Source organism: Bacillus sp. DB-2 (genome assembly GCF_003315125.1).
Taxonomy (GTDB): domain Bacteria; phylum Bacillota; class Bacilli; order Bacillales; family Bacillaceae_G; genus Bacillus_A; species Bacillus_A mycoides.
The window spans coordinates 178,011-197,986 of the sequence record NZ_QNRN01000011.1 but is presented as its reverse complement, the minus strand read 5'-3'; the positions used below and the strand labels follow the sequence as shown (position 1 = coordinate 197,986).

Sequence of the window (19,976 nt, the reverse complement as noted above, 5' to 3'; positions counted from 1 at the left end):
GATAGGAATATATTTACTTCTAACGTGATGTGTTATAATTTGGAAAATAAATATTCTTAATTTTAAAAATATTTTAAGGGTGGAAGTGAAATATATGAACATATTAAAGAAAATCACTAACAATATTTCAAAGGTCATTATAGGGAAAAATGAATCGATTGAACTAGCAGCTATAGCTCTTATAGCAAGAGGACATATTTTATTAGAAGATGTACCTGGGACGGGGAAAACAACATTAGCGAAAAGTTTGGCTAAAAGTGTGGACGCTAAGTTCCAAAGAATTCAATTTACAGCTGATACTTTGCCTGGAGATGTTATTGGACTCGAATATTTTGATGTGAAGGAATCGGATTTTAAAACGAGGTTAGGGCCTATTTTTGCAAATATAGTATTAGTAGATGAAATTAATCGAGCTGTACCGAGAACACAATCTTCGTTACTTGAAGTTATGGAAGAACGTACTGTTACAATTGCGAAGCAGACACATTCTTTACCAGAACCTTTTTTAGTTATTGCAACGCAAAATCCTCTTGAATCGGCTGGTACATTTCCTTTACCTGATGCTCAATTAGACCGATTTTTACTTACTATACGCCAAGGTTACCCTACGAGAGAAGCGGAAAAGGAAATGATGAATCGGTTCCAAACGAATGATCCATTAGAAACGCTGCATTCTATTATTTCGAGTGAAGAAATAATAAATATACAAAAACGTGCAAGGGAAGTGTTAGTAGGGAGTGATGTGCAAGATTATCTTCTTGAAATCATTGAAGCAACTCGTAAGCATGAGCTAATTGAAATTGGTGTAAGTCCTCGGGGCACATTGGCATTTATGAGAGCGATTCAAGCACGAGCGATATTAAATGAAAGAGATTATTGTACGCCAGATGATATAAAACTACTAGCTGCATCCGTTTGTGCTCATCGGTTAACGTTAACGATTGAAGGTGAGATGAAAACGACGAAAGAACAAATTATGAAAGAAATTCTTCATACGATTAGTGTGCCAGTGGAGAATGTACGATGAATCAACAGCTTGTGTATACACCGTTAGCGGAGCCTTTCGTAATAGGAGTTATGTCAGTTGTAGCCGTTATTTTATGTGTATTTTCAAGTAATCTACTCATATTATCTCTCGTATTTTTGTATTTAATTTTAATAGGCGCTACACATATATATATATTCGGAAAGTATCTCGCGTTAACTGGAAATACAATCAAGGTAATTCGAACGTTTTTATAGGTGAAATAAATATGTGCAAATTGAAAATTTCAAACAAGTCGATATTTCCTATTTTCAATATCGTATTTCGATTTAAATGTGAAAACAAGCTAACTTGGAATCATGATGAACTAAACAAAAATCATAGTACAGGTTCAAATTATTATTTGAATTTCAATATAAAAGGAGGAGAGGCAGTTTCATTTGATTTGCAAGCTGTAGCTTTAAAAAGAGGAATCGCGAAATGGGAAGAAGTTGAAATTGTTATTACTGATCCCTTTGGATTCATAACGAAACATATAACATATAAACAAGTTGATACGCCGTCCTATTTAGTTTTACCAGCCGTTCCGAAAATACAAGTTCCTGAATTACAAGAATGGTCACGCGGATTTCGAAAAGCGATGTCTTCTCCGCTATATGATGAAACGAAAGTAATGGGAGTGAAGTCTTATGAAAATGAAGATTTTCGTTCTATCCATTGGGGTGCAACAGCAAAAACAGGGATGATAACTGCGAAAAAATACGAACGAACACAATCTGATAAATATGCGATTTATCTCAATTTACAAAATAAAAGTGGCGTTTCTTTACGAAATGATATTGAAGAGCTTATTGAATTAACGGCAGGCATATGCAAACAACTGCTCATGCAAGATTGTTCATTTGAGTTATGGATTAACAGTGTGAAAGGTAACGGATTGTTACATGTAAAGAACGGGGATAATCGGAAACATTTGCAAAATGTATTAAAGGTACTTGCCTCAATATCGGATCAAGATACGCCTGTATCATCTTCTTATTTTTATACAGCAGGATTTCGTCGTAAGGAATTGGATGCAGTTCCTTTAATTCTTGGTACTTCACCTAGGGAATACAGTAGAACGAATAAATGGATTGTAATTAAAGAATAAGAAGGGATTCATGTCATGTTGAATAAAAAGCGGCATATGAAAGTGAAGTTTTGGAGTGTAAGAGCTTTAATCATACTATTCTTTGCGGTTAGTGCGATAACGTTATCACAAGGTGTTGTGCATGTACAAGACATAGTAAAAGAGCGTTTTTTTAGTGAAAAGAAATCTGAAAAAATTTATAAGGAAACAATAAACAATGAAAATAATGAAGATTATGGCACACCTTTGGAAAAGACAAAAGTAGGAGATAAAGGGATAAGAACAAAAACGGATAGTAAAATGCCAGCTTTCGAAAGGAAAAGTTCATGGGGGGATGTATTTTCTGTGCTCTCAAGCTCATGGATCAGTATAGCTTTTTATGTGATTATTGTAATGTCAATTATATATTCCATCTACAAGTACATTAGGAAAAGGTTGACGAAAACTGAAATAATACAGGAGAAAGAATCGGTCACAAAGCAAACTGTGGTAAGAACCACAAAGGATGAAAAAGTCATTGATCAGTCAGAAAAGTCATTGCCTGCAGATACGATAAGGAAAAAGTTAGTTGAATGGGAAAGAACTTTACCATTTCACGAACAGCGAAGGCCCTATGAAACGATGCAACAATGGCTGAAAAGAATTTGTAGAACGATAGACATTATTCCAATATACGAGTCTGTCCGATATGGTGAAAAGACGTATACGGAGTTAGATATTAAGAAGACTATGCGGTGGATAGAGCGGGATGGAAAAGGGGGACATGAATAGCAGAATATGCTATATCAAAATAAAAAAGATGGCTGAGTTAATCTAAATATAAAAATTATATAAGTAAATAAAATTAGCTGCAAATTAATTTTATTTACTTATATTTAATTGCATGTTAATGTATACTTAATTTTTTAATATCTCTACCAATGGAAAAAGAATATACAAGCTATATGGAACTCTTTGTAGAGTATTGCTTCTTTAATTGTTCATGAGTGTATCTTTGTTTTATTAATATAGAATGAAAAAAGGATGCATTAGAGCTAAACGATTAATGGGTAGCATGTTAATAAAAAATTACATGAGTTTAGTAAAAACTTATAATTTATTTTTAAGGGTGTGAAAATATAATGAAACCGGTATTGAAAAGCATACTTATTTCCTTTGCTTTTTCTGCAGTAGGGATGTGTTGGTTGCTGTTCATGTTATTTAGAGGAGGCGGAGACTGGTTATTGTCTTGGATAGGGGTATTAATGGCATATTTATCTTTATACACTTTAATAGATTTATATTGTAAAAATACATACGAAAAAACATTAAATATAGTGCTTATAAAATCAACAGTTACTACCTTTAGTTTTGGAGTATTAGGAATCATATTTGGTATAATACACGAGCTATTAACACCATGGAGTCTCAGTTTAATGGTTTGGTATTGGCTGCTAACTCTACTTTTATTTTTAACGACCATAATATTATTAGTTATTTTAGTATTTGTAAATCGTAAAGATCAAAATTTCCCCGGGGTATATAGATTACTTATACTTCTAAGTTTACTTCTTACGTTAGGACCAGTATTGTGGTCACTATTTCTTACTATTCTTGGAAATGGTATGAATGCTAGTGCAGGATGGTAAAAGTGGATATAGATTAGTAGTTTAAAGAAGTGAATGAAATAAAAAGTTGATATAGGGTTTTAAGTATGTAAGAGAACGTGTTTTGATAAATTGAAAACACGTTCTTTTTTTATTGTTAATCTTAATATGCACTCCTGAAATTTATAAGATAATTCGATTGGGAAAAAGATATGTTACTGGAACAAACATATATGTACCTTTGAAACGAACACAATTAATGAATCATCTTAAAAATAATAAAGACGAGGTGAAATGAAAATAAGGGCAGTTAAGTCGCTGTCCTTATTTTATATGCCCTTTTTATTTTCATGCATAGCTCTTTCTCAGTTTATCGTATCAAAATCTGAACGTAAGTATTTCGTAAGGAATGGATAAGAAAAAAGAGAGTTTTATCATATAGGATTAAAGTATAACTTGAATTAATCCGATATTAATAGAGGAGAGGGAGCCTTATGAAAAAATGTAATTCAATTAAGTTAGCAAGTTTGGCAGTTTTATTAGCGGGTACTACTCTATTCACACCAGGTTTTACTGTGAAAGCAGAGTCTGTTCAAAATTTATCTAGTCCGTCACAATCACATGATCAAAAGAATCGGAATGGTTGGAAACAAGTAATGCAGGAAACAGTACAGCTTGGAACCCCAGGAATATTAGCGAAGACGTCTAACAATGGAAAGATTAGTAGTTATACTGCTGGCGTCGCGGATTTAAGTACAAAGCAACCGATAAAATCAGAATATCGCTTTCGGATTGGTAGTGTGACCAAGACTTTTACAGCTACGACTGTACTTCAATTAGTAGGAGAAAATCGCATACAACTAGACGATCCAATTGAAAAGTGGCTACCGGGCCTCATTCAAGGAAATGGGTATGATGGCAATCAAATTACGATACGTCAACTTTTAAATCATACGAGTGGTATAGCTGAATATTTAAAGTCAAAAGACGCTGACATAATGAATTCGAAAAAAACGTATACAGCAGAAGAAATAGTGAAAATAGGACTTTCTCTACCTCCAGATTTTTCACCAGGTAAGGGATGGTTGTATTCAAACACAGGATACGTCATATTGGGAATGCTTATTGAAAAAATAACTGGAAATAGTTATGCGGAAGAAATTGAAAAGCGAATTATTAAGCCTTTGGATCTGTCAAATACGTTTTTACCAGGGAATTCACCCGTAATTCCAGGTAAGAATCATGCTCGTGGGTATATGAAAATTGATGAAACAAGTGAGTTGAAAGACATGACGTATTATAATCCGAGTTTAGCTAATTCAGCTGGAGATATGATTTCTAATGCGGACGATCTAAATAAATTCTTTTCATTTTTACTTGGTGGTAAGTTACTGAAAGAACGTGAGCTAAAAGAAATGCTTACTACAGTTCCTATAGAAGGAAAAGGTGTTGGTGATGGATATGGCCTTGGGATCTATGAGACTAAACTTCCAAACGGTGTTTCAGTTTGGGGTCACGGAGGGGCAATTCCTGGATTTACAACTTTTGTTGGCGGAGTAATGGGAGGCAAACATACATTAGCTGCCAATATTAACTCTTTAGGTGCGATGGATGTTTTTACACAGTTTAATAAAATGATGCAAATTGAATTTAAGAAATAGATGAAAAGAAAGCGAATGGAATACTGCTTTAGTTGTAAATAAAAGAGATGCTTTTTAATTTCGCAAATAAGGGCAGTATTAGCATTCATGGTATGGCAGCAATCAAGTATATGTAGAACATAAATACGGATACAAGTGTAATTCAATCTTATAGTCTAGTATAAAAAAGATGTCAGTTGCATGATATCTTTTTTATTTTGGATCAAAGAGATATATTATGAATTTTGAAAATTGTTATTTTTGTAATTATTCCATATAATAAAGGGTATAGGGGATATACAGGGGAGTTATGAATGGATAATACTTTAGTTAGTTAATTATTTTTATTTTAATAAATAAAAGTAAATTGATGTGGAGTGAAATACATTGGGACAAAATCAGTTTAGATGGAGTAACACACAATTACGAGAGCATGTTGAAGTAATAGATGGCACAAGAAGCCCGCACATTTTATTCAAGAATGCAACATATTTAAATTCCTATATGCGCGAGTGGGTGCAAGCAAATATTTGGATCTATGATGACCGCATTATATATGTAGGAGAAAAACTACCAGAGCAACTACATGAATGTGAAGTGATTGATTGTGATGGAAAGTATGTAGTTCCTAGTTACATTGAACCGCATGCACATCCATATCAATTGTATAATCCAGAAACTTTAGCAAATCATGCGATGCAATTTGGGACAACGACGTTTATTAATGATAATTTAACTTTATTTTTTACCTTACAACGTGAAGATGCATTTCGTGTATTAGATGAATTTGAAAAGATTCCAGCAAGTATGTATTGGTGGTGTCGTTTTGATGGACAAACTGAATTGCAAAACGGGGAATCTTTATTTAATCGTGAAGAAATAATAGAGTGGCTAAAGCATAAAGCGGTTCTTCAAGGCGGCGAGCTAACGGCGTGGCCAAAGTTATTACATGGCGATGATGAAATGTTACATTGGGTGCAGGAAACGAAACGATTACATAAAAAGGTGGAAGGGCATTTCCCAGGAGCATCTGAAACGACTTTAGCGAAGTTAAAACTGTTAGGTACAGATTGTGATCATGAAGCGATGACGGGGCAGGAAGCATTAACACGTCTTATGCAAGGTTACACCGTTTCTCTTAGAAACTCTTCTATCCGTCCAGATTTAGAAGTTTTACTGAAAGAATTGCTGGAATTAGGTGTCAAGCACTTTGATAGATTCATGTTTACAACAGATGGTTCACATCCGTCATTTTATGAAAACGGAATGACGAATAGGATGATAGAAATCGCGATAAAGCAAGGAATACCAGTAATTGATGCCTATAATATGGCAAGCTATAACATTGCTCGTTATTATAATATGGAGCATTTACACGGCGCGATCGCGACAGGAAGAATTGCAAATATTAATATTTTGGAAAGTAAAGAAAACCCGATTCCAATAAGTGTAATTGCAAAGGGTAAGTGGATGAAGCGTGACGGAATAAACAAAAATGCATCATTACATATAGACTGGAGTAAATTCAAAGTAACTCCATTATCATTAGACTGGTCTTTAAAGAAAGAAGATATGATTTTTTCTGAAACAACAGGTATAAAATTATTAAATGATGTTATTTCAAAACCATATGTAACTGAAATCGACTTAAACGGTGAGGAACTTTCTCTAGATCATGATGAGTGTTTCCTTATGATGATTGCTCGTGATGGTACTTGGCGAGTGAATACAGTTGTAAAAGGCTTTGCAAATAAATTAGGAGGCCTTGTTAGCTCATATTCCGGTACAGGTGACATCATCCTCATTGGAAAGAGTAAAGAAGATATGCTTACAGCTTTTCATAGGGTAAAAGAGCTTGGCGGGGGAATGGTAATAGTTGAAAAGAATGAAGTATTACACGAAATAGCATTACCATTGCTCGGGATTATGTCTAATTTAAAAATGAGTGAATTAATACAGGAAGAAAAACAGATGGTGAAATTATTGCAAGAGCGTGGCTACGCGTATGACGATCCGGCATTTACGATTTTATTCTTTTCTGCGACGCACTTGCCTTTTATACGAGTAACGCCTATAGGATTATATGATGTGAAAAGTAGTAAGGTACTTGCTTCGCCGATGAAACTGATAAATCAATATTAAAAGGAAAGGTCCTATAAAAAGTCTATTTTATAGGACCTTTCTCATTCTTAGCATAAGAATATCCTAAGCCTCAAATAATATAGTATCTAAATCATTTGAGGTGATACTTAAATATGAAAAAACTATTGTATGTTTTAAGTGTATTTATTTTGTGCGTATCTATACAGCATGTGGTACATTCTCAGTCAAATGCACCAAGGTTATCTTCGGATTGTCTGGAAGAAAGTAAAATTCGTGATGAAAAGTATGTGAAAAACATTATGAATGACATTATATCTACATTTGATTTAAAGATTGATGAAAATAGTTTTTGGGAAATTAGTAAAAGAGACCTAGAGGCTGCGCATTTGATGTATGGTGGAAGGGAAAATGATTCTTATTATAATTCGCTAACTAAAGTTTATGATAGTGGTGGATATAGAGGAGAGCCTAGATTATTTGTGAAGGCGCAAGAAGCATTTTTACTTTATAAAGAAATTGACGATACTAATGTAATGAAACGCTTAAACCTTGAAAAAGGGGAATGGATTGTTACCGAAACGAAAAAGAAGCAAGGGAAAATCGTGGAATACAGACCATTACAATGTGAAAAAGATTATCTGGAAAAAAGAAATGAGTACCATAATATGAAATGAGATAACGAAAATCTTGAAGGGGAAAGATTTCGTTAATAAATGTACATTGGTCGATAGAAATCACGAGTAAGTTCGCAAAAAAACGTCATTTTAATCATTAAAAATGACGTTTTTTTATATTCTTAAAGCCTTTGCATCGTACTCTCAATCCTCTTTGCCAAATCAGCTGACACTTCATGGAAATACCCTAAAACTACCTTTCTTATATCATCGGAGATAACTTTCAAATCACTAGCTAAGTTTTCGGCAAGATGTTCTTTTTCTATCGGTTGTAACTTCGCATAAAATTCACCAGGCTGCCCAAAGTCGTCTTTCTTAGTTATAGAAGCTCTTTCAAGTTTTCCTTCAACGTATCTTCCGTCACCGCTAGTTGTTTGATTAGCAGGTGTCCAATTTTGCTGTTGGTTGATCGCTATTTTACGAAATTCAGGTCCAATTCTTCTTCTTTGAGAATCACTATAAATGTTAGCACGACCTTGTAGCATTTTATCATCTGATAGTTCTGCACCGTCTAGTAAATTAGAAGGGGAGAAAGCGACTTTTTCTACTTGTTCTTTATAGTTTTCAGGATTTTTATTTAATACCATTTTGCCTACTGGTATAAGAGGATACTCCTTTTCATCCCATACTTTTGTATCATCTAAAGGGTCATAAGAAAGGTGTGTTTCATCTTTAGGATCCATGAGCTGGACATATAAACCATATTCCACTGCTTTACCAGCTTCAATTGCATCGTATAAATCTTTCCCGCTATAATCAGGGTTTTCGGCAGCTAGTTTATTTGCTTCCTCACTAGTAATGAATTGCACACCTTCAAATGGATACCAATGATACTTTACGTACTTTCGATAACCGTGAGCATTTCTCCAAACATATGTATTTACACTATGTCCTGGAATGTGGCGAAGACTTTTTGCCGTACCAGCATCAGAGTATAAACGGACAACAAAATGAATGGATTCGGGTGCTCTAGCGACAAAACTCCAAAATCTATCAGGGTCTATTAAGTTATTTTTAGGTGAAGGCAACAACGCATTAATAGTTTCAGGGAAACGCATCGGATCACGAACAGAAAAGACAGGAAGGTGATTACATAAAAGATCAAATACGCCTTCTTTTGTATAAAATTTTGTAGCAAAACCGCGTACATTTCTAGCAGTATCAGGTGTTCCTTTCGTACTAACCGCTAATGAAAATCGCACCATAACAGGAATTTTCTCATTAGAATTTTGTAAAAAGCTTAGTTTTGTATGTTCAGACATCGGATATATCGTTTGAAAATAACCGAATGCACCAAATCCTTTTGCATGAACAGGTCTTTCTAAAATTTTTTCATGGATAAATTCTTGTAACGCCTCGTGCAGTACATTATCTTGCTTTAAAATAGGTCCACGTGAACCAACTGTTTGAGAGTGAAGTATAGCTGGTTCAGTAAGTTCTCGATTGCTATTAAAGTATTCTCCTAATAAAGACTCCTTCTGTTTATCATGTTTTTCATTCATCGACATAGCCTCCAAAATTTTTTCGTTGATTGTTACTAAATATGATTCTTTAGCCTCAATTATGTATTACATACGAAGTTCAAATTTATAACATACCGCTAGATGAAAAAAACGCACATATAGTGGACCTGTTGAAATAGAAGAAATTATGAAAAAATGAATATCGGAAAGAGAAATAACACGTTTTAGAAAACCACAATTAAAATTTCAATCTTAAAAATGAATTTATACATGATTTTATAGAGAATGAACATAAATAAACAGGGAAAATAACTAGGAGGAATTTAAAATGTCGGATTGGTTTCAATTAGATAAAGAATATATGATGCCTACGTATTGTCGTACGAAGGTTGCGATAGAAAGAGGAGAAGGGTGCAAGCTTTATGATGTGGATGGTAAAGAGTATGTAGATTTATTTTCTGGTGTCGGAGTGAACGTATTAGGGTATAATCACCCGAAAATCGTGCAAACGACAATGGAACAAGTTACGAAATCTCTGCATCTCCCATTTCATTTTTTAAACCCAGTTGCGATTGAGTATGCAAAGAAATTAGTTGATTGCTCTTTAAAAAATGGAAAAGTCTTTTTTACAAACTCTGGTACGGAAGCGACAGAAACAACGTTGAAATTAATTGATAAATATAGAGCGAATACGCATGAGGAACGTGAAGGAATCGTAGTGCTGAAGAATAGCTTCCACGGGCGTACGTTAGGGGCACTTCATTTTACGAGACAAGAAAGTGTATATCAAAATTTCCCTAAAACATCGATTCCTGTATATGAAGTAGAGCGCGAGAATATAGAGCAATTAGAAGAAACAATTGTTAAAGAAAATCCAATTGCGATTATGCTAGAGCCTGTATTAGGTAGCGGGGGGATATACCCTTTATCGGGTGAATATTTACATGGTGTTCAAAACTTATGTGATAAATATAATGTCATTCTTATCGTTGATGAAGTTCAAAGTGGTATGGGGAGAACTGGTAAACTATTTGCTTATCAAAATTTCAATATTACACCGGATATTATTCAAATTGGTAAGGGAGCAGGAGGCGGGATACCGCTTGGCGGAATTATTGTAGGTGAAAAATTATGTGATGTATTTGCACCAGGAGATCACGGTACAACGTTTGCGCATTCTTCAATGGGAACGGCTTTAGGGTTAACGGTTTTAAATACATTGATTGACGATGGTTTAATGCAAGAAGCGTATGAAACATCACACTATCTAAATGATAAATTGCAAGAAATTCAGAAAGAAAATTCTTATTATATTCAGGAAGTACGTCATGCTGGAATGATGTTTGGAATTAGTTTGAATGATAAGAATGAAAATGTTAAGAAATTACAGGTGGAGCTAATGAAGAAAGGAATGTTAGTTGATGTTACACAAGGGAACATCATCCGTTTACTTCCTCCATATATAATTACTAAAGAAGAAATTGATGCATTTATTTATGAGTTTATCTCCTGTATTCATAGCTTATCAGCTATAGCGAGTGTTTAAAAAACTTTATAAAAAAGCACCTTATTTTTAATTCAAATAGGAAGAAAATAGGGGTGGAAAAAATAAATTTACGTATTAAAATAAAAAGCTGAAAAAGGTACTCGTATAGCGCCTTCTTCAGCTTTTTAAAATAGTAAATTACTTAATCTAGGAAGCATCTCGTTGGACAAATAATTAATTATGTGAAACAATAATAACAGATAAGGAGACGTTGCTTTTCCTTAAGTGCTTCGTATTGAATTTATTCTAGTAAGAGAAGGTGTGCTTAAAGAAGTTAAATTAAATAAGGGGCTGTTTTACTATATGCAACAAAATAATGATTTGAATTTTGAACCTCAAGACGTTAATATTGTCAATCCTAAACAAGCCAGGAAAGCAGTTATTGCTACTGGTATAGGGAATGCAATGGAGTGGTTTGACTTTGGATTATACGCGTATTTAGCGGTAATATTAAGTCAACTATTCTTCTCAGGTGTGGATAATAGTGGTTTGCAACTTGTACTTACATTTGGTACATTTGCAGCGGCCTTTCTCGTTCGACCAATCGGAGGTATTTTCTTTGGTAGAATAGGAGATAAGTATGGCCGAAAGATTGTTTTAAGTACAACTATTATTTTAATGGCACTTTCTACATTATTCATCGCATTACTACCAACCTATGAACAAATTGGTGTATGGGCACCAATACTACTTTTAATTGCTCGAATGATTCAAGGCTTCTCTACAGGCGGCGAATATTCAGGAGCAATGGTTTATATCGCAGAATCTTCTCCAGATAAAAAGCGTGGTATACTCGGTAGTGGTCTTGAAATTGGAACACTCTCAGGTTACATTGCTGCCTCGGTAATTGTTACCATTTTAACGTTATTATTAACAGATGAGCAAATGCTCAGCTGGGGATGGCGTATTCCTTTCTTAATTGCTGCACCAATTGGTTTGGTCGGTTTATATTTACGACGTCATTTAGATGAATCTCCAATCTTTCAAGAGATGGAAAAAGCACAAGAGGAATCTGAAGACAACGAACAATTTTCATTTATGGATATATTAAAATATCACAAAAAAGACTTCTTATTAAGCACAGTAATTGTTGCCTTCTTTAACATTACAAACTATATGATCCTTTCGTATATTCCTTCTTATTTAACACAAGTACTAAAAGTCAAAGAAACAACGGGCTTATTAATTATTTCAATTACGATGGCACTTATGATTCCACTAGCACTTTATTTCGGTAAATTAAGTGATAAAGTAGGTAATAAACGCGTAGTACAAATTGGTTTACTCGGTTTAGCATTATGTTCAATTCCAGCATTTTTATTAATTGGTAACGGACATATTGTAGCTATGTTTGCGGGTATTTTCATTTTAGGTTTCTTCCTTAGTGTATATGAAGGAACATTGCCTTCGTTATTACCAGCACTCTTTTTCACAGATGTACGTTATCGTGCGCTTTCTATCTCCTTTAATATTTCTGTATCTATATTCGGTGGTACAACGCCGCTTGTATGTTCATACTTAGTTCATGCTACTGGTAATCCACTGGCACCAGCATTTTATTTAACAGGTGTAAGTGTAATTGGATTAATTGTGTTTAGTGTACTGTTTGTCACAACATCAGGACGTGCACTAAAAGGTTCTTATCCTACTGTAGAATCGAAAAAAGAAGCACATCAAATTGCTAAAGAGGATCCTGAAGAAACACTTTGGTGGCATGAAGAATCTTTAGAAATTGAAGCAGGAAAAAAAGCATAATTTGTGAAAAGCAACGTGGACTTTTACACAAAAAGACTCCTAGTTTAATAGGAGTCTTTTTGTATACATCATTTTCTCTTCTTCTTCAAACTCTTCTGATACGCATAAAGCTTATGAACCTCTTCCTTAAATTCATGCAGAAGTACAGTGTTTTCACCATTTGAATAACGCACTGCATTATACGCGTCTATAATAATATGACTCTGAATATTTACCTCTTCTTCATCATTAATTCTCTCTAGCCAAGCTTCAACAGTTTCTCCTCGTTCTCGGTTTAAAGGAGGAGATAGCTTACTCTCGAGTTTGAAAATTTCTTTTCGAATTTCATTATGTGGTGGTTTATTTCGTTTGAACCGTTTTTGGCTAATGCCTTCTTTATCAGTAATGATTGTAGATTCAAAGACAGGCATATTTGGTAAACTTAAATGTTTTCGTTTTTTTACTATTTTCCAAACGACGTAAATAGCGATGGCTGTACATGCTATTATTGTAATGCTATTTATGAGAGTTGGATCAAAAGTACGTTGCCCCAATTCCTCCTTAATTGTAGGATCTTTTAAATTCCCTTTATTCGACCAAAAATCGTCTGTATCTTTTTGAGTAGCTGCCGAGAACAACGGATTTATAGCGTAACCAAATCCTAAAGCAACTACTTGTACGACATAAGAAAAAATAAGCCGAATATAAGGGAATATTGGAATGAGTAAAGCACTAATTATTCCAATAGTAATAAGGGAAGAAAAACGTAATAGCTGTTGATTACGATTTGAACCTGTTAACCAAAATGTAATCATGATGTGTAAAACTAATGGTAACAATTTCCATACCGGAGGAAATGGCGCATAAAATATAGCTGAAACGACAAACCATACAATACCGCCTAACGATTTTTGAACCGGATAGCCAGGTCCGACTGCGTGTACGATAAAGAAGAAAAGCGGTAACATAATTGTTCCAAATAGAGAGAAAGGGAGAAGGAAAGAAAAACAGACTATTTGAATAACTAACAGTAGTACAAATCCTGTTGTTTTTTTATTCATTAATTTATGAATAAGAACTACACCTACATAGCCTGTTGCTAAAAATATAGCAATACCAACTAGTTCGTCCCTTTCTGTTAATAACGAAAGGAGGAGGAGCAGAATAAAGTCATTAACGTGATAGAGCCAAGTTTTCAAGCTTTTCCACCATCCCTTCATTATTAATGAGGAACGTAGGCTGAGATAGAAGTGGGAGCTCCTTTTTCTGCAAACCAATGTATATCATTGTAGATGAGCGTTCCCTTTTTCTCGTTACATAGTGAAGAAATCCTTGTTTCGGAAGTAATGTACTATCATCTGAAATACGTGCTAATTCTTCTAACGCTTTGGCGTAATGTGTTTGTCCTTCGTTTAATGGTAAAAGCAAAGGGCCACCTTCTGCTAAAACGCTAATAAATAACTCAAACGGAATTTGATGCTTCGTTGCGAATTGACAAATGTACGTTGTAAATGAAATAAGGTCTTCTACATTCTCTTTCCAACCAAACCCACGATCAGCAGCTAAAGAAAGACAAATTGTCCAACTATAATTTTTTACAGGTTCATATTGTTTAGCTTGTAACGCCTGCATTTTAGCAGATGCTTTCCAATGAATAGAGCGGAAAGATTCACGTTCATATCGTTTAACACCGATAATGGATGTTTCATCATTGTAAAAAGAGAAATTCGTTCGATACGAACCTGTTAATAGTTGCTGAAGTTCTTGTAAACCGGCTACCTCTTTAGGAGAAGGGTACACAATAATTTCAGCCTTTAACTTATCGAAAACAGGTAAATGTACAGTTAAAAGATGAAAAGGATCTTTTAAAACACATTCGAACTGTTCAATTTGAAACACACCACGCTTCGTTGCGGTTAATGTTAAATCCCATTTTTGTGCTGAATGAGCAGGTTGTGAAAATGGGAAAGAAAATAACGTTTTTGATATTTGTTCAATCCCTTGATCCTTATGCGGTATAAGAGATGAATTTAAATGAAAATAACAAACGCCGTTAACAAGTGGTATGTTTGCACCATTTTTTAAATGAATATAAAATTGTCCAGATTCATCTGGGAAAAGCCGAGTTGTTTGTTTCTCATTTATAATTTGAAATTTTTTCTCTAAGTAAGCGACATATTTATAAATGAAAATCGTAAATAAATAGTAGAAGAAAAAGAGAAACATAATAATTCGTTGCGGCAGAAAAAACGTAAATAGTATAGCACCTGGCACAGTTAATTGAATAATATGGAGTTGAAAAAATAAAGGTACAGTTACAACGCGCTGTCCATTCATGCTTGTTCAATCTCCACGGGTACGTCCACTTCTTTTAAAATCCTTTGCATTAATTCATTTTTTGTCGTACGTAAAGCTCCTTCCATCGATAAGACGATACGGTGATTCCAAACGGAAGGAACTAAAAATTGTATATCTTCAGGTGTGCAATATTCTCTGCCGCGTAAAAAGGCTAGTGCTTGAACGGCACGTACTAAAGCTAATGTAGCACGCGGGCTTACACCGTTAGCAATGTAATCATGATTTCTTGTAGCGTGAGCAAGCTTAATAATGTAATGTTCTAACGGTTCTGATACGAAAATTTCTTTCACTTGTTTCTGTGCTTCTAAAATGTCTTCTAAAGAAATGACAGATGTGACGCTTTCTAACGGTGCATTGTTACGAAAACGGCGCATCATTTTTAATTCATCTTCAGGAGACGGATAACCAATTGAAATCGTCATTAAAAAGCGATCAAGTTGTGCATCTGGAAGAGGGAAAGTTCCTTGTGATTCAATCGGGTTTTGCGTCGCAATAACAAAGAACGGTTTCGGAAGAGGAGTAGACTGCTTTTCAAGCGTTACTTGTCGTTCTTCCATCGCTTCTAACAAACTAGATTGTGTTCTCGGCATCGCGCGGTTAATTTCATCTGCGAGTAGTATATTTGTCATAACTGGTCCAAGTCTTAATTCGAATTCACTAGTTTTTGGATTGAAATATTCAATACCTGTTACATCACTCGGAAGTACATCAGGGGTAAATTGAACGCGAGAAAAATTACCACCAATGCTTTTAGAAATTGTTTTTGCTAGTAATGTTTTTCCAGTACCAGGTACGTCTTCAAGAAGTACATGTCCATCAGCAAGCAGTGAAACGAGGAGTAAATCAATTACATTTTCCTTACCGACAAAAACAGATCCTATGTTTTCTTTTAATTTATTTATCATATGTATCATTCCTTTCAAAATAAAAGTGGATATTTCTATATTTTAACAAATTATTCAGAAAATTGGTATGATTTTTTAATCCGAAGAAATAGATATTTAATTTTAATATTACACTTGCATATTTTGGAATATGATTATGCAATATCGTTATACGATGTATCGTAAGTCGATATATCATGAAGCGATGTATCGGAGGTAGTTATAATGAATGCGAAAGCGCAAAAATACATTCCATTAACTGAGGCGACATATTACATATTGTTGTCACTTGTAAAGCCAATGCATGGTTATGGAATTATGCAAATGGTAGAAGAGATGACAAATGGGGAAGTAAAACTCGGTCCTGGTACTTTATATGGGAATACGACGAAGTTATTAAAAGAGAAATTGATTGTTGAAGTTGCCTCTACAGACAGAAAGAAGTGCTATGAGTTAACACCGTTTGGGAGAGAAGTGTTAGAGCTAGAGTATAACAGACTGCAGAGATCTGTAAGGAATGGAAACAGTATATTAGGGGAGTGAATGGAAGATGGAGACAAAGAAGATATTCAAACCTTTCGCGGTATGGAGCTTAGAAAAAGAAGAAGCTTTTTTACGGGATATGCACCAACAAGGCTGGGCATTACAAAAATATAATATAATGTATACGTTTCAGAAAACTAAGCCGAAAGATGTAGTATATAAAGCGGATTTTAGATTGGATTATAAAGATTCAATGGAAAAACAAAAAGAATATATTGAAATATATGAAATGTGTGGATGGAAACATGTAACGAGTTTTGCAAAGTGGAATTATTTTTGTAAAGATGTAGAAGAGGAAAAAGAGTTGCCTGATATTTATTCAGAAAAGGAAACGAAGGTACAAAAAATGAAGGAATTACTACAATTTTTTGCCTTTATTTCAATAACTATATTACCCTCAATGTATAACGCATTTTTAAGTTCAACAGAATCAAGAGTGCCAATTTGGGCGAAAGTTATGCTGGGGTTTGTTGGTTGTATGTATATGTATCTCTTTATAAGGCTCTCTTGGAAAATTAAGAAATTGAAAAGCGAAATATTATAATAAAGAGTGGATTTTAAAAGAAGATGATTATCGGAATCATCTTCTTTAATTTTTATGTAATTCTATTTTGTTCACTCTTTTTTACATAATAAAAAACTATATATTTAAGGCATAGAACTAACAGTTACAAAGATAATACCAGTGATAATACCTAAAAAAATCATAAATGATGAAGAAACGATTAATAATAATGAACTACCAATTAAGACTATTTTATTAGATTTTTGATGTTTAAAGTGGTAATAAAGTAAAAAGCCGCAAACAGTAGAAACAATCCATATAGCTAGACCGTAAGGAGCTGTTATCTTCTTCCAATCGAAAATCCAAAAGTAAAAAATACCTATGTGACAAGTTAATAGTAGAAATGTAGATGGAATCATTAACTTTTTATTTAAAATCATTAATTTCACCTCTCTTATGTAAATATTACCAAAAGAGTGTGGGGTTGAAAATATAATATGGAAGTGAATAAGGATTTCACTTAAAGAAACTACGAGATGAGTAAGAGATATTTCTAAATCAATTTCCATTTGCATGGGAATTTAAATGGAAAAAGAACCATATAAAATTATGAAGGGAGGAGAGTCATAAAATGCAGAGAATGAACAATTATTTTCGTGCTCGTGCGAGTATGGTATACATGATGACTAATAATGAAGTAATGAATCACATTGTTGCTTTTCATATGGATACGAATGGAATGCTCACCTTTGTGGGTTCTTACCGAACTTACGGAAGAGGTACTGGTATAAAGGAAGTTTCTACAGAAACGGCAAACGATGGTATAGATCCTCTAGCATCACAAGGTTCTCTGACTTTGTCCCGTGATGGTCGGTTCCTATTTGCAGTTAACGCAGGCAGCCATAGTATCAGTAGTTTTATCATAGCAGATAACGGGGTGCCGACTTTCGTGGATGTAAAGTCATCAGGAGGTGCTCAGCCCAATAGCATTGGTGTGTATGGTAATCTTCTCTATGTCTCCAATGTAGGTAATGCTGCAAACAATTTTGCATCAAATATTACTGGATTTCACATAGATGATAAGGGAAACCTTACACTTATTCCAGGATCCACTCATGCTCTCAGTACCTTTAATGCTCAGCCCGCACAAGTTCTCTTCACCCCGGATGGTAGTAAAATTGTTGTCTCCGAGCTTACATCAAACCATCTCAGTGTCTTCCATGTAAATAAAGATGGTACGGTTACAGGACCAATTGTTAATGATTCTTACGGTAAAGGCCCATTGGGTGCTTACTTTCTATCGTCCGGAATTCTCTTAGTTACAGAAGCAGTTTCAAATGCGTTGTCATCTTATTCCTTGAGCAATGACGGTACTCTTCATGTAATCAGCGGCTCTGTACAAAACGGATATAAAACTGCCTGTTGGGTTATAACAACGAAGGATGAACGTTTTGCCTACACTACGAACACTTTAAGTGGCACCATCTCCACCTACCAAATCGCCCCCAATGGAGTAGTGTCAGTAGTAAGGCATATTACTAGTACACCGCCGGGGACGGCACCGGGTCTTCCGATGGATGTTGGAGTGAGTAAAGATGGACGACATTTTTACACCCTTAATGGAAATCAGGGTACAGTGTCAGTATTTAATATTCAAAGTGATGGTAGTCTAGTAAGGTTGCAGGTTGTTGCTTCATCAAATTTTCCTTACTTTGGGTCGCAAGGCTTAGCTGTTCTTTGATTCTATTGGGCCGCTATATTTGTGTGGAAAAGAAAAATATATGACGGTGTATGAATAGTAGACATGTAGATGAATTAGAAACCTTTGATTAAACAGCAATTGTCCACCTTGCTTATGTAAAATGGAAAAACCCCCTATAGAAAATTGATAGGGGGTAGGGAAATGTTTAAGAGAAAGACTGATTTTGAGCCGGTTTAATAAATTGCTCTGGGTTTTCAACAAGCCCGCATACAGCACATTGGACGCGGTAAGTAGGTCCTTGATAAGCCATATGAAAAGCGTTCATCGTTTCATTTGTGTATTCTTCTTCTACTTGACCAGTTTGCGGATTTAATTTTACTGGTTTTACTTGTTGCTCAAGAATATTAAAGCGAGTTCGGTTCGTTTTACAACTTGGACATAGCATTGGTTCCATATGTATACACCTCCATTTGTAGCATTTCTTAAGCGGTATGATTTTATGCAAGTAAAAAAACTTTCTCAACATAAATAGGTATTTATTATATTTAAAATTCAGAAAAAATAAAATATAATAAATGTAAGAACTGGTTATGTCCAAACCAAATCTCCTGTTTTATGCCAATAAGCTGGGGGGCCGAGAAATCGGCCTCATTTTTTTGTGCTCATCTCAATAAGGTACAAGGTTTTTAAAAACATTTGTCGAATTTTTAAAGGTGAAGGTTAAGGGGGAATAATTATGAACTTAAAAATGAAATACATTATTTTATATGTAGAAAAGTTTGAGCAATGTCTTCAGTTTTATAAAGAAATTTTAAGATTGCCAATAAGAGCAGAGCACGGTACATATATTGAATTTGAAACAGGAGCAACAGTTTTAGCGATGAATACACGAGAGGATGTTAAGGAGTTAACGGGACTACCTCTTACAGAAGGTGTACTACAATCTTCTCATTTTGAGTTAGGGTTTGTTGTAGAAGATGTAAAGGGAACGATTGAGAAATTAAAAGAACAAGGGGTTAAAGTTCTAGTTGAGCCAATCGTAAAACCGTGGGGACAAACAATTGCTTACATTGCCGATCCAGACGGTAATTATATTGAAATTTGTAGTTCATTAGAATAGAAGG

Annotated in this window: 18 protein-coding genes and 1 pseudogene; 13 read left to right on the top strand and 6 right to left on the bottom strand. The window is 34.5% G+C overall.

Annotated features, from left to right (window positions below):
- Positions 1-94: 94 nt before the first annotated feature.
- The 7 genes and pseudogenes from DET63_RS19770 (at position 95) to DET63_RS19740 (ending at position 8,117) form a co-directional block, all read left to right on the top strand.
- Complete coding sequence (locus DET63_RS19770) at positions 95-1,027, top strand: AAA family ATPase (protein ID WP_113937604.1); 933 nt, start codon at positions 95-97, stop codon at positions 1,025-1,027.
- Positions 1,024-2,135, top strand: a pseudogene (locus DET63_RS19765) (DUF58 domain-containing protein). The gene DET63_RS19770 and the pseudogene DET63_RS19765 overlap by 4 nt, the downstream one beginning before the upstream one ends.
- A gap of 15 nt (positions 2,136-2,150) precedes the next feature.
- Complete coding sequence (locus DET63_RS19760) at positions 2,151-2,885, top strand: signal peptidase II (RefSeq protein WP_113937603.1); 735 nt, start codon at positions 2,151-2,153, stop codon at positions 2,883-2,885.
- 350 nt (positions 2,886-3,235) lie between these two features.
- Entirely contained in the window at positions 3,236-3,742 is a 507-nt protein-coding gene (locus DET63_RS19755) for a DUF3902 family protein (RefSeq protein ID WP_113937602.1), read from the top strand.
- Between the two features lie 452 nt (positions 3,743-4,194).
- Positions 4,195-5,361, top strand: a complete 1,167-nt coding sequence (locus DET63_RS19750) for a serine hydrolase domain-containing protein (protein WP_113937601.1) — start codon at positions 4,195-4,197, stop codon at positions 5,359-5,361.
- Between the two features lie 366 nt (positions 5,362-5,727).
- Positions 5,728-7,482, top strand: coding sequence for an adenine deaminase C-terminal domain-containing protein (locus DET63_RS19745; protein ID WP_113937600.1), 1,755 nt, complete (start codon positions 5,728-5,730; stop codon positions 7,480-7,482).
- Between the two features lie 113 nt (positions 7,483-7,595).
- Positions 7,596-8,117, top strand: a complete 522-nt coding sequence (locus DET63_RS19740) for a hypothetical protein (protein ID WP_113937599.1) — start codon at positions 7,596-7,598, stop codon at positions 8,115-8,117.
- A 122-nt stretch (positions 8,118-8,239) separates the two neighbouring features.
- Here the strand turns inward: DET63_RS19740 and DET63_RS19735 are convergent, their stop codons facing one another.
- Entirely contained in the window at positions 8,240-9,619 is a 1,380-nt protein-coding gene (locus DET63_RS19735; protein ID WP_113937598.1) for a catalase, read from the bottom strand.
- Between the two features lie 289 nt (positions 9,620-9,908).
- Here DET63_RS19735 and DET63_RS19730 point away from each other — a divergent pair, with 289 nt between their 5' ends.
- Entirely contained in the window at positions 9,909-11,126 is a 1,218-nt protein-coding gene (locus DET63_RS19730; RefSeq protein WP_113937597.1) for an aspartate aminotransferase family protein, read from the top strand.
- 303 nt (positions 11,127-11,429) lie between these two features.
- Positions 11,430-12,881 (top strand): MFS transporter, encoded by a 1,452-nt coding sequence (locus DET63_RS19725; protein WP_002084815.1) that lies wholly within the window; start codon positions 11,430-11,432, stop codon positions 12,879-12,881.
- A 68-nt stretch (positions 12,882-12,949) separates the two neighbouring features.
- On the opposite strand, the gene DET63_RS19720 is transcribed toward DET63_RS19725, so the two are convergent.
- From DET63_RS19720 to DET63_RS19710, 3 genes are read right to left on the bottom strand one after another with little or no spacing between them, the layout of a single operon-like run.
- Positions 12,950-14,059 carry a DUF4018 domain-containing protein gene (locus tag DET63_RS19720; RefSeq protein WP_113937596.1) on the bottom strand — a complete coding sequence of 370 codons (1,110 nt, stop codon included), beginning with the start codon at positions 14,057-14,059 and terminating at the stop codon, positions 12,950-12,952.
- Positions 14,034-15,197 carry a DUF58 domain-containing protein gene (locus DET63_RS19715; protein ID WP_113937595.1) on the bottom strand — a complete coding sequence of 388 codons (1,164 nt, stop codon included), beginning with the start codon at positions 15,195-15,197 and terminating at the stop codon, positions 14,034-14,036. Before DET63_RS19715 ends, DET63_RS19720 begins: the two co-directional genes overlap by 26 nt.
- Positions 15,194-16,123 (bottom strand): AAA family ATPase, encoded by a 930-nt coding sequence (locus tag DET63_RS19710; RefSeq protein WP_012261180.1) that lies wholly within the window; start codon positions 16,121-16,123, stop codon positions 15,194-15,196. Before DET63_RS19710 ends, DET63_RS19715 begins: the two co-directional genes overlap by 4 nt.
- Positions 16,124-16,327: 204 nt before the next feature.
- Between DET63_RS19710 and DET63_RS19700 the strand changes: the two genes are divergently transcribed.
- Positions 16,328-16,645, top strand: coding sequence for a PadR family transcriptional regulator (locus tag DET63_RS19700; protein WP_000991891.1), 318 nt, complete (start codon positions 16,328-16,330; stop codon positions 16,643-16,645).
- Positions 16,646-16,652: 7 nt separating this feature from the next.
- Positions 16,653-17,189 carry a DUF2812 domain-containing protein gene (locus tag DET63_RS19695; protein WP_113937594.1) on the top strand — a complete coding sequence of 179 codons (537 nt, stop codon included), beginning with the start codon at positions 16,653-16,655 and terminating at the stop codon, positions 17,187-17,189.
- Positions 17,190-17,293: 104 nt separating this feature from the next.
- On the opposite strand, the gene DET63_RS19690 is transcribed toward DET63_RS19695, so the two are convergent.
- Positions 17,294-17,590: a hypothetical protein gene (locus DET63_RS19690; protein ID WP_113937593.1), complete on the bottom strand. Its 297-nt coding sequence runs from the start codon at positions 17,588-17,590 to the stop codon at positions 17,294-17,296.
- A gap of 191 nt (positions 17,591-17,781) precedes the next feature.
- Between DET63_RS19690 and DET63_RS19685 the strand changes: the two genes are divergently transcribed.
- Positions 17,782-18,891 (top strand): lactonase family protein, encoded by a 1,110-nt coding sequence (locus tag DET63_RS19685; protein WP_113937592.1) that lies wholly within the window; start codon positions 17,782-17,784, stop codon positions 18,889-18,891.
- A 166-nt stretch (positions 18,892-19,057) separates the two neighbouring features.
- Here DET63_RS19685 and DET63_RS19680 read toward each other — a convergent pair whose 3' ends face one another.
- On the bottom strand, positions 19,058-19,306 hold the full coding sequence (locus tag DET63_RS19680) for a hypothetical protein (RefSeq protein WP_000433610.1): 249 nt from the start codon (positions 19,304-19,306) through the stop codon (positions 19,058-19,060).
- Positions 19,307-19,588: 282 nt separating this feature from the next.
- Between DET63_RS19680 and DET63_RS19675 the strand changes: the two genes are divergently transcribed.
- Positions 19,589-19,972: a VOC family protein gene (locus DET63_RS19675; RefSeq protein ID WP_113937591.1), complete on the top strand. Its 384-nt coding sequence runs from the start codon at positions 19,589-19,591 to the stop codon at positions 19,970-19,972.
- Positions 19,973-19,976 lie beyond the last annotated feature (4 nt).